Below are 11,961 nucleotides of genomic sequence, written 5' to 3'. Positions count from 1 at the left end.
ACTGAATTTTAATCCTGGTGGTGTTAACAGCACCGCCAGGGTTTTTCCTGCAATTGCTATTTGAAAAACTTTTCAATCACCGAAAACAAATCCTGTTTCATAAGTGGTTTGGCCAGATAATCGTTGCATCCGGCGGCCAGGGCTTTTTCTTTATCGCTTGCCAGTGCATAAGCCGTTTGGGCAATAATTATGGAGTTTTTATTCAGTTCTTTAATTTTAATTGTTGCCGTGTAACCATCCATTACCGGCATTTTAACATCCATTAGCACCAGGTCGATGTGGCCGTTCGATTGGTACTGTTCCACGGCCTCTTTGCCATTTTGTGCAAAAAGAATTTTTTTGCACTTTCCTTTTAAAAGTTTTGAGAGATAAATACGTGCAATTTCATCGTCATCAGTTACTAAGACAGTAAGCTGACTGAGGATTTCGTTTGAGCTTTTCCCTTTTTGTTTTTTTCCGGCTGCAAGTGCTGAATTTAACCGCTCATTACTCCTCGATTCCCGGGTTTCCTCCATCAGGTTCTGTTCCAGTTTTTTTTCTTTTGATACATCGAAGAAAATAATTTGAAACAGTGTATCATCTCTGTCGATACCTGAAAATGGTTTGGCAAAAAGCCGTATGAATATGGAACCATCCTTTTTCTCTAATTTCAGGTCACAATCGATATCAATTTTACCCAACTGAATTTCTTCCATGAAATTGTTGAAAATAGTATGGTATCCATCGTCAAACAGCTGGAGAAAATCCATTCCAAGCAATGTGTTTCTTTCTTTTCCGAGCAAGCGGCTGGTTGTGTTATTCACTTCTTTAATCCGGTAACCGGTATCGATGATAATGTTCCCAACCGGGGCCTCACGAAAAAAGCCTGCAAAATATTCTTTTTCATGATAAAGTTTTTCAACTTCCTGCTGAAGTTCTGATTTCAATTTTGGGGATCCGGCTTGCAATGAATTTAAATTCTCAATAATCGCTTTCAGGTTATTATCGTAATCTTTCATAGTTGAACAGGTAACAGTACAACACGAATATATTCATTTTTAACAAAAAAAAGAAGCCACTTTATTTTAAAGGAAATTTTTAAAGACGGGAAAATAATGAAAAAGAAAAGGGCAGCTCAACAGCTACCCTTCTTATTTTAACCCCCAAACACACAAGCAATACAGAACGTATTGCACTTCAAATATAGTGATATCTTTTTTAGTACCAAACCTGAGAGGTGTTTTTTTGAAAAAAATCAGCAATTGCAACTAATGAAATAATGAATCAGGGATGCCAGCGCAGCTCCTGTAACCGGTCCCAGTGCCGGAATCCAGGAATATGCCCAGTCGGTATTATCTTTTTTGTTCCTTACAGGAAGTAGCCAGTGAACAATCCGCGGTCCCAAATCTCGGGCAGGATTAATGGCGTAACCGGTCGTTCCTCCCAAACTCAATCCTATAGCGAAAACCACCAGTGCAACAGGGAGAGCTCCCAGCGAACCAAGCCCAACTTTGGTACTCCCAAAACTTTCATACTCGAGTTGGGGCATGGTTATTAGCAACACGGCCAGCACCAGGATAAAAGTTCCAACTACTTCCGAGAAAAAGTTACTGGTGTAGTTTCTGATGGCCGGTGCCGTGCAAAAGCAGGATTTTTTTACCCCTGGTGTTTCCGTGGTGTCAAAATGGTTTTTAAAGAAAATGTAAACGGTTAAGGCACCCAGCATTGCACCCAGCATTTGAGCCAAAATGAATGGTGCTACTTTGGCCCATTCAAACAAACCGCTGAAAGCCAGCCCCAGTGTAACGGCGGGGTTGATGTGTGCCCCGCTTAAATCGGCAGTTGACAGAACGGCTACGAAAACAGCCATTCCCCATCCGGCAGTAATAACTATCCAACCTGCTCCATGACTGTGTGTTTTATCGAGGTTTACGTTGGCCACTACGCCATTTCCCAGGACAATTAAAATGAATGTGCCCAGAAGTTCTCCAAAAAGTTCAATCATCATTTGTTTTCGTTTTTGTCTTCAAAGAAGTAGTTTTTAGCTATATTTTTGAAATCTTCAACTTGTTGCTGCTGCCATTTTTTATCTTTTCCCAGTTCCTGCGCCATTAATTCAGCAACATCGGGAGCAAGCTTAACACTCTCGCGGGCATCGAGGAAAAGTGCCCGGGTGCGGCGAGCCAAAAAGTCTTCCACGGTGCGTGCCCACTCTGTTCGTACAGCCCATGCCACCTGCGCTTTTCGGATTTTCAGTTTTTCGCTCAACCAGCCATCCCACGCTTTATCTTCTTCGCCAATGGAAAGCACTTTTTCTTTGTCAATTCCATAGGGTGACATCGGGTCGGTGTAGGGATCGATGTCCATGCGAAACCCGTGAATGGGCAGGTGTTTGGTCACGCATTCCCTTTCGGGTAGCCCTGCCAGCATGATTGCTTTTTCAATGGTGTCTTCGGCCATTTTCCGGTAGGTGGTCCATTTGCCGCCAATTATAGTGATTAAGCCTGAAACGGATATTAAAACCTTGTGCCCGCGCGAAATTTCCTTGGTTGCTTTCCCTTCTCCTTCGGGTTTTGCCAGCGGACGCAACCCGGCAAAAACACTCAGCACATCTTCCCGTGTTGGTTTTTTCATGAGGTACTGGCCGGCAGTTTCGAGCACAAAATCAATTTCCGAATTCAGTGCAACCGGCTCGAGCGAATAATTATCGATGAGCGTATCGGTGGTTCCCACCACAATATGATTATGCCACGGAACGGCAAACATTACCCGGCCGTCGGAAGTATGTGGAACCATAATGGCAAAATCACCGGGCAGGAAACTTTTGTCGAGTATCAGGTGAATGCCCTGGCTGGGGGTAATCATTTGCGGTTTTTCCGGTTCGTCCATGTGGATAATTTCATCGGCAAAAACTCCTGTGGCGTTGATCACCACTTTCGATTTAATATTGAATTTTTCACCGGTTTCTTCATCAACTGCTTCAACGCCGTTTATTAGCTCACCATCCTTAAGTAGATTGGTTACTTTGCAGTAGTTGAGCAGTGTGGCACCGAAGTCACTGGCTGTCATAGCCAGGCTAATGGCCATGCGCGAATCGTCGAACTGTCCATCCTGATAAATCACTCCACCGGTAAGTCCTTCTGCCGAAATGGTTGGCAATGCTTCCAGGGTTTCTGCCCGCGAGAGGTGTTTCGATGGCCCGAGCCCAAGTTTGCCGGCCATGAGGTCATAAACTTTCAGACCAACGGTGTAAAACGGCCCGCCCCACCATTCATAATTGGGGATAACAAACGACTGGTTGGTAACCAGGTGCGGGGCATTTTTAAACATGAGGCCGCGTTCTTTCAGCGCCTCAAACACCAGCGAAACATCACCTTGTTGCAGGTAGCGCACTCCGCCATGCACCAGCTTGGTGCTGCGGCTCGAGGTTCCTTTTGAAAAATCAACCTGTTCGAGCAACAATGTTTTGTAACCGCGTGAAGCTGCATCTACGGCGCACCCCAGACCGGTTGCCCCACCGCCGATTACTAAGATGTCCCACTCGTTCTTTTTTATTTGTTTCAGCAATAAATCTCTTTCCATACCCTTCATTATTAATCAATATAATTATTATGACTGAATTTTCTTTAATGTGATTCGTACCAGCCTTTGCTACGTTCCACAGCTTTTTTCCAGTTTAGGGTAACCTGCCTGAATTTTTCCGGATCTTCCTGCGGCACAAAAGTGCGGTCGATTTGCCACTGTTTTTTTATTTCTTCCAGGTTTTTCCAGAAACCCGTGGCCAGGCCAGCGAGATACGCGGCTCCCAAAGCGGTTGTCTCAATAGTTTTTGGGCGTGCCACTTTATTGCCAATCGCTTCTGCCTGAATTTGCATTAGAAGATTATTTACCGCTGCTCCGCCGTCCACGCGCAGTTCATGCAGTTCAATTCCGGAGTCGTCCACCATGGTTTCCATTACTTCCATCGACTGAAAAGCGATGGCATCCAGCGCGGCGCGAGCAATATGTGCTTTATTGGTTCCGCGGCTTAATCCAATGATTGTGCCTGTGGCGTATTGATCCCAGTGTGGGGTGCCAAGTCCCACAAAACCGGGCACAAATGAAACGCCGTCGCTGTCATCTACCTGGCTGGCTAATTCTTCAATCTCTGCCGATGACTGAATAATGCCTAACTCATCGCGCAGCCACTGAACTACTGCGCCGGCAACAAAAATGCTTCCCTCAAGCGCATATGTGGTTTTGCCGTTTACCTGCCAGGCAATGGTTGTAAGAAGTTTATGTTTCGACACAATGGGTTTGCTGCCTGTGTTCATTACCACAAAACAGCCGGTTCCGTAAGTGTTTTTTACCATTCCTTCATCAACGCACATTTGTCCGAAAAGCGCTGCCTGCTGGTCGCCGGCAATACCGGCAATGGGAATTTCTTCGTCAAAAAAATCCTTGCTCGTGGTTCCGTAAATTTCGCTGCTCGATTTTACATCGGGAAGCATGCTTTCCGGAACTCCCAGGATTTCCAGCAGTTCTTTGTCCCACTTCAAAGTGTGGATGTTGAAAAGAAGGGTGCGGCTGGCATTGGTGACATCTGTAATGTGCAGTTTCCCTTTTGTCAGTTTCCAAATGAGCCAGGTGTCAACGGTGCCGAATGCCAGTTTGCCGACTTCTGCCATTTCGCGTGCGCCTTCCACATTATCGAGAATCCATTTTATTTTGGTGCCTGAAAAATAGGCATCGATAACCAAACCGGTTTTTTCAGCAAACGTTTTTTCCAGCCCGCGATTTTTTAAATTATCGCAAATGCCGGCGGTGCGGCGGTCTTGCCAAACGATTGCATTGTAAATCGGTTCACCGGTTTCGCGGTTCCAAATCAGGGTGGTTTCGCGCTGGTTGGTTATGCCAATTCCTGAAATTTCAGCAGGCGAAACCTTTTGCTTTTTCAGGACATCGCGGGCAACTTTCAACTGGCTTTCCCAAATGTCGGACGGCCGGTGTTCCACCCATCCGGGGCGCGGATAAATTTGTTCGAATTCCTGCTGGGAGGTATCGGTAATTTCTCCCAGGTGGTTAAAAAGAATTCCCCTGTTGCTTGTTGTGCCCGAGTCGAGTGCGAGAATAAATTTTTGCATAAAAAATCTTTTTTTTACGGTTTAAACCACCGTGCTTTATAAACATGAATATCAGGAAAAGAAAGATTGGCAGTAGGATTATGAAAATTTACATGATAAGTCCACCAACTTTCCTCTGGTACAGTAAATACAAATTGGCCAAGATTATTTTGACTAATACTTTTAATATTTTCAGCATCGGGAAAATTGTCTATTTTGCTAAATTTTTCATTTTCTATATTAAAAATCCACGCACCTGTATGTTCAGTAATAAACAAATTATTTCCATCAGGTGTCATTTGTAAATCATGTCCACTAATTCCCGGGATTTCCCACTCTTCAAATAATTCAAGTTTAAAATTCTCTATAATTTTATATTCTCGCAGAACATCATATCCCAGAGCAAATAACGAATTTCTTTTGTCATCCCATTCAACTCCATGGGCAGAATAAAGGCTATCAGAAAATAATAATTTTTCAGGATTATTGATATCAAAAACCATTAGTCTGTTTCCTCTCTCGGCTGTGGAGGCTGCTGCTACAATTTTATCGTCAGGTAAAAGTTCTATGGAATGGGCGTTAGGAACTTCAGTATAAAAAAGAACTTTTTTGTCTTTTTTGTTCAGGATTGCAATTGCTCCGGATGAAGATGAGATCAATATTTCTTTACCACCTTTAATTGCTTTGCAATCATCTATCGAGTTAAACTTTTTCATTCTATAGTCTGATGGTAAATCAGTGGCATTATGGGCATCCCAATTCCATACAACTGAAGGTGTTGTGTTATTTTGATTTGAAAAATCTACAACTAACACCTTGCTGTCTCCACAGACCAAAACTAAGTTTTCAGGTTCGGTTGTTTCTTTACTACTTAAATTACTACAGGATGACAAATTAAGTAGTAGCAGTATGCCTGTTGATATAATTGCTACACTTAAAACACTTTGATAATTGAATTGCATGATATCCTATTCTCAAATTTCAATAAAAAAATAAGTACTGTAAATCTTGGTTATTTTCCCAAATGTCGGACGGCCGGTGTTCCACCCATTCGGGGTGCGGATAAATTTGTTCGAATTCCTGCTGGGCGGTATCGGTAATTTCTCCCCGGTGGTTAAAAAGAATTCCCCTGTTGCTTGTTGTGCCCGAGTTGAGTGCACGCATGTATTTTTGCATGGTTCAGATTTTATTAATGATTTAGGGGGATGAATTTACAATAAATCCTTTGAATTTAAAGAATATTTAACAATACACTTTCATAAAAATAGCAAGCCTAACCAAAATTGGCGGTATTTTAAAATGAGCTTAAATAACCAAAGCCTGCTGTAAAATTGTTACTATTTTTGTCGCTTAATTTTTTTTTGTATGAATATCAAAACAAGCACTGCAGGGATAATTGGAAGCGGGAGCTGGGCAACGGCCATTGCCAAAATGTTGTTGGAGAATGTGGGGCAAATCAATTGGTTTTTTCGGAAAACGGAAACCATAGAAAGTTTTAAAGAGCTGGGTTACAATCCGCGCTACCTGCAAAGTGTGGAATTTGAAACGGAGCGGATAAATTTTTACAATGATGTGGATGAGATTGTGCATGATTCAGACATTATTGTTTTGGCCGTTCCTTCGGCTTTTTTGCCGGAGATATTGAGCGGATTGAAATCAGACCTCAGTACAAAATATTTTTTATCGGGCATAAAAGGAATTGTAACTCATGAAAACCTCCTCGTAGTTGAATACCTGAATAAGTATTTCAATGTGCCTTATGAAAATGTTGGAGTAATTGCCGGCCCCAGCCATGCCGAAGAGGTGGCGCTGGAAAAACTTTCATATCTCACTGTGGCAAATATCGACGAACCGAAAGCAGCCAGGTTTGCCCGGCTGATTGAAAGCAGCTATATTTTTACTTCCACTTCCGATGATATTTGGGGAACTGAATATACATCGGTGATGAAAAATATCATTGCCATTGGTGCCGGTATTGCCCACGGACTTCGGTACGGAGATAATTTCCAGGCAGTGTTGGTTTCCAATGCAATCAGGGAAATGAAACGGTTTGTGGATGCAGTTCACCCCATTACCCGCGATATCAAAGATTCCGCTTATCTTGGCGATTTGTTAGTCACGGTTTATTCCCAGTTCAGCCGTAATCGGTTACTGGGGACACTCATTGGCAGAGGTTATTCTGTTCGAAATGCATTTCTCGATATGAATATGGTGGCCGAAGGGTATTATGCATCAAAATCCATTCACGAAATTAATCAAAATTACAACGTTGACATGCCTGTTTGCGAGATGGTCCACTCGATACTTTATGAAAACCAACAGGCAAAAAAAGCAATGATTCGTTTAACTGAAAAATTAAGTTGAAATTTTTTTCGCAAAAAATACTTTACGCTAAGTGCTTCAAAAAGCGTTTTGTTTGATTTTTTTAATCGTTGTTATTCATTGTTTTACGATGGTGCGATTTGATTGTCCAACTGGGAACCGGGGAAGCTTTTATATTCACTTTTGATGAAACAGGAGGGTGAATGGAACTGGCGAAACTTAAATTCACCCGTCTTTTTAAGTACACGGATGTTTTAAAAGCTGCCCGGTTGTAGCTTTTCTCTTATACTTTTGAGGTTCGGCTCATGAGTTTTGTAATTCATTTTTTAAACGTTTTGAGTTATTTTTAGTGAAAAGGTAGTGAAGATAAGCTTTTGAAAATTAGTTATTTGGTTTTTTGAATAATACACGAAAAACCGGAATGAGTATGATTTTGCTGTCGAAAATTAAAAAAATGTAATTTTTTTATTGTTTTTACTTACAGTTTGAAACTCCTCCCTGAATTATTTTATTTTTGTATAAAAAGTTTCCCTCTCTACAATTCATGAACCTCCCCAATCAATAATAGTACAAGCAAGTACGAGATAGGTGAGTTTGACAGCAACAGACTAAAATAAATATATATGAATTACAAAAATCCAAATCAATTAACTGAGGATTTTATGGCTTATGTTGAGGCCAAAAATCCAGGAGAAAAAGAATTTCAACAAGCGGTATTGGAAGTGGTTGAAACACTTTCAGGGTTCCTAATTAAAAATCCGAGGTATATTCAAGCCAAAATTCTGGAACGCATGGTTGAACCCGAGCGGGTAATTATGTTCCGGGTGCCCTGGACCGACGATAAAGGCAATGTTCATATAAACCGTGGCTACCGTGTGGAAATGAACAGTGCCATTGGGCCGTATAAAGGCGGGTTGCGTTTTCACCCTACTGTTAACCTGAATATTTTTAAATTTCTTGCCTTTGAGCAGGTGCTGAAAAACAGCCTTACTTCGTTGCCAATGGGTGGTGGAAAAGGTGGTTCCGATTTCGATCCCAAAGGAAAATCGGACAATGAAGTGATGCGTTTTTGTCAGAGCTTCATGACTGAGTTGTCGCGGCACATTGGCCCCTACACCGATATTCCTGCCGGCGACATTGGTGTTGGCGGCCGCGAAGTTGGTTTCCTGTTCGGGCAGTACAAACGCCTGCGAAATGAATTTACCGGCGTGTTAACCGGCAAAGGTGTTGGCTGGGGAGGTTCTTTAATCCGCCCTGAAGCTACTGGTTACGGTACTGTTTACTTTGCACAGGAAATGCTGAAAACAAGAGATGACAGCATGGAAGGAAAAACTGTTACCATTTCAGGCTCGGGGAATGTGGCCCAGTTTGCCGTTGAAAAAGTACTTGACCTTGGCGGAAAGCCCGTGAGCCTTTCTGATTCCAGCGGAACAATTTATGACCCCGATGGTATTGACCGCGAAAAACTGGAATATGTAAAATTGCTGAAGAATGGATACAGGGGCAGAATAAGTGAATATGCGGAGAAATATGATGTGGAGTACTACGAGAACAAACGACCGTGGCACATTAAGTGCGATGTGGCACTGCCTTGTGCAACCCAGAACGAAATTAGCGGCGAAGAGGCTGATACCTTGCTGAAAAACGGTTGTTTTGTGGTAGCCGAAGGTGCAAATATGCCTTCAACATACGAAGCTGAACATAAATTTTTAAATGCCCAAATTTTATATGCTCCCGGAAAAGCTGCCAATGCAGGTGGGGTTGCCGTTTCAGGCCTTGAGATGACGCAAAACAGCATGCGTCTTAGCTGGACCCGCGAAGAAGTAGATGAAAAATTGAAGACAATTATGAAAGACATCCACTCGATGTGTGCAAAACATGGAAAAGAAAAGGATGGAAATGTGAATTATGTGAAGGGAGCCAATATTGCCGGTTTCGTTAAAGTGGCCAATGCAATGATTAGCCAGGGACTGGTGTAATATTTTTTTAGAAATAATGCTCTTGAACAGGTTTCAGGGCATAATTTTTGCTTGACAGCGGGCTGAAAATTGTTACTTTTTAAAATGTTAATTTGTGAAGTACCTGATTCTGCCCGTTGTTTTTTTTATCTCAATTTTTAAAGTTTCGGCCCAAACGGTTAGTGTGTTAAATGCCCGCACAAACGAACCGGTTGAGGGGGTGTTGGTTGTTGCTGAAAGTAACTACACAACGCAAACGGATGAAATGGGGGGAGTAAATCTCGGGTTAATCCAGCAGGAAGAAACCATCCTTTTTCAGCACGCCTCTTTTTTGAATTTCAGCGCAACAAAGGCCCAGATTGTCGAAAACGGAAATGTTGTAATTCTTGTTGAAGACCCTGTCAGGCTCGATGAAGTAGTGATTTCTGTCAACCGCTGGGAGCAGTCGAAAACCGAAGTGCCGCATAAAATTGAAACCCTGAATGCAGAAGATGTTCTGCAGATTAGTCCGCAAACCACAGCCGACCTGCTGGGCACCAAAAACGGAGTTTTTATCCAGAAAAGCCAGATGGGCGGCGGAAGCCCTATGATTCGAGGGTTTGCAGCCAATCGTGTACTGCTGGTGGTTGACGGCATCAGAATGAACAATGCCATATTCAGAAGCGGTAACCTGCATAATGTGATTTCGCTCGATGCCAATTCGCTGGAAAGTACTGAGATTATTTTTGGCCCCGGCTCGGTAATTTACGGCAGCGATGCCCTGGGAGGTGTTATGAGTTTCAGTACCTTAAAACCACGGCTTTCTACTAAAAAAAATGCTGAAATTAACGGAAAAACGTTTATGCGGTATTCAAGTGCCAATTTTGAAAAAACAATACACGGCACCTTTAATTTTGGTTCCCAAAAATGGGCAGCACTGGTCAGTTCAACTTTTACTGATTTCAACGATTTACGGATGGGCTCCAACGGGCCAACTGAGTATTTGCGGAAAGAGTTTGTTGCACCGGGCAAATTCGGTGGTTCTGATGAAATTATTCCGAATGAAAATGAGTTATTGCAGAAGTTTACCGGTTACAGCCAGTTTAACCTGCTTTCGAAATTCAGGTACCGGCCCGGCGATGAACTGGATGTTACGTTTAGTGCCTTGCATTCGCAAACATCAGATATTCCCCGCTACGACAGGCTGATTGCCTACCGGAATGATAAACTCAGGTATGGCAACTGGTATTACGGGCCGCAAAAATGGACGCTGGCTTCGGGGAGTATAAAGTATCAAAAAAATCATCTTTTGTTTGATAAAGCGAATTTGCTGGCGGGTTATCAGAATTATGAAGAAAGCCGCCACGACAGGAGCCTCAACGGTGAAAACCTGAGGCACCGCACGGAAAACTTAGACGTGTTCTCGCTTAATTTGGATTTGGGAAAATCGATTGACACGAGAAATGAAATTTTTTACGGGGCCGAAGCTTTTTTTAACAAAGTGAGATCCTCAGGCTTTTCTGAGAATTTAACTGACACAGTTTCTGAAGAAATTGCGCCCCGCTACCCCGATAATTCAACCTATAACAGTTTTGCCGCTTATGCTTCTTATAAATTGAAGTTTAGCGACAAATTGATTTTGCAGGCGGGGGCAAGATTTACGCAAACCTTGCTCAGTGGCGATTTTGATGCCGGTTTTTATGACTTCCCGTTTTCTGAATTCAATATGAAAAATTCAGCGTTGAATGGCAATGTGGGGGTGGTGTGGCATCCAACAACCGACTGGCAGGTAAATCTGAATGTGTCCACCGGTTTCCGATCGCCTAATATCGATGATGTGGCAAAGGTTTTCGATTCTGAACCCGGAAATGTGATTGTTCCCAACCCTGGACTGGAACCGGAATACGCCAGAAATTTCGAGTTGGGAATTGTTCGCAGTTATGCCGGGAAAGCCCGTTTCGAAATTACCGGTTTTTATACGCAGCTGAAAAATGCCATGGTACGGCGCGATTTTTTACTTAACGGGCAGGATTCAATACTGTACGACGGAACTTTGAGCAACGTGGAAGCGCTCGTCAATGCCGAATCGGCGCAAATTATGGGAGGGAGCTTTTCTTTCCGCTATCTTTTTACTCCGTTTTTCAGAACCCGCCACAATATAACAGTTGTTAAAGGCGAAGATGCTGACGGATTCCCGCTTCGTCATGTTCCGCCTGCTTTTGGGAGTTCTCACCTGGTTTTTGAAAAACAAAAATGGTTTGTCGATTTATACCTCGATTACAGCGGTGCATTCACTTTTAATCAACTGGCGCCGTCAGAGCAGGATAAACCGCATCTCTACACTGAGGATGAAAACGGCAATCCGTGGTCTCCGCCCTGGTGGACGCTCAATATCAAATCAAGCTATCAGGTCAGCGATTATTTTTCAATAAATGGCGGAATTGAAAATATTTTTGATAAACGATACCGTACGTACTCATCAGGAATTGTGGCCCCGGGAATTAATTTTAAACTGTCGGCAATGTTAAAATTTTAGATTGAGGTGTGCGGCGAAAGTTGATTTCAGTTTTTTGAACAGGAAATAATAAATTTAGCAATTCATCGTTTTTGTGCAAAGGAAG

Annotated in this window: 9 protein-coding genes; 3 read left to right on the top strand and 6 right to left on the bottom strand. The window is 42.8% G+C overall.

What is annotated here, in order from left to right; genetic code table 11:
- Window positions 1-56: 56 nt before the first annotated feature.
- From BUC07_RS20485 to BUC07_RS00250, 6 genes are all read right to left on the bottom strand, one after another.
- Window positions 57-998, bottom strand: a complete 942-nt coding sequence (locus tag BUC07_RS20485) for a response regulator (protein WP_083578019.1) — start codon at window positions 996-998, stop codon at window positions 57-59.
- Window positions 999-1,234: 236 nt separating this feature from the next.
- Entirely contained in the window at window positions 1,235-1,987 is a 753-nt protein-coding gene (locus BUC07_RS00270) for an MIP/aquaporin family protein (protein ID WP_245792580.1), read from the bottom strand.
- The gene (locus BUC07_RS00265) at window positions 1,984-3,561 is read right to left on the bottom strand and encodes a glycerol-3-phosphate dehydrogenase/oxidase (RefSeq protein WP_073163835.1); all 1,578 of its coding nucleotides are present in this window, start codon (window positions 3,559-3,561) and stop codon (window positions 1,984-1,986) included. Before BUC07_RS00265 ends, BUC07_RS00270 begins: the two co-directional genes overlap by 4 nt.
- Window positions 3,562-3,605: 44 nt before the next feature.
- Complete coding sequence (gene glpK, locus BUC07_RS00260; RefSeq protein ID WP_073163832.1) at window positions 3,606-5,102, bottom strand: glycerol kinase GlpK; 1,497 nt, start codon at window positions 5,100-5,102, stop codon at window positions 3,606-3,608.
- A gap of 14 nt (window positions 5,103-5,116) precedes the next feature.
- Entirely contained in the window at window positions 5,117-6,043 is a 927-nt protein-coding gene (locus BUC07_RS00255; protein ID WP_073163829.1) for a DUF6528 family protein, read from the bottom strand.
- Between the two features lie 19 nt (window positions 6,044-6,062).
- Window positions 6,063-6,257, bottom strand: a complete 195-nt coding sequence (locus BUC07_RS00250; RefSeq protein ID WP_073163826.1) for an FGGY family carbohydrate kinase — start codon at window positions 6,255-6,257, stop codon at window positions 6,063-6,065.
- Window positions 6,258-6,446: 189 nt separating this feature from the next.
- Here BUC07_RS00250 and BUC07_RS00245 point away from each other — a divergent pair, with 189 nt between their 5' ends.
- From BUC07_RS00245 to BUC07_RS00235, 3 genes are all read left to right on the top strand, one after another.
- On the top strand, window positions 6,447-7,445 hold the full coding sequence (locus BUC07_RS00245; protein WP_073163823.1) for an NAD(P)H-dependent glycerol-3-phosphate dehydrogenase: 999 nt from the start codon (window positions 6,447-6,449) through the stop codon (window positions 7,443-7,445).
- 581 nt (window positions 7,446-8,026) lie between these two features.
- On the top strand, window positions 8,027-9,382 hold the full coding sequence (gene gdhA / locus BUC07_RS00240; RefSeq protein ID WP_073163821.1) for an NADP-specific glutamate dehydrogenase: 1,356 nt from the start codon (window positions 8,027-8,029) through the stop codon (window positions 9,380-9,382).
- A 94-nt stretch (window positions 9,383-9,476) separates the two neighbouring features.
- Window positions 9,477-11,876, top strand: a complete 2,400-nt coding sequence (locus BUC07_RS00235; protein WP_083578018.1) for a TonB-dependent receptor plug domain-containing protein — start codon at window positions 9,477-9,479, stop codon at window positions 11,874-11,876.
- Window positions 11,877-11,961: the final 85 nt, after the last annotated feature.

The sequence above is a fragment of the Tangfeifania diversioriginum genome (genome assembly GCF_900141875.1).
Lineage (GTDB): Bacteria > Bacteroidota > Bacteroidia > Bacteroidales > Prolixibacteraceae > Tangfeifania > Tangfeifania diversioriginum.
This window is presented reverse-complemented; position numbering and strand designations above follow the sequence as displayed.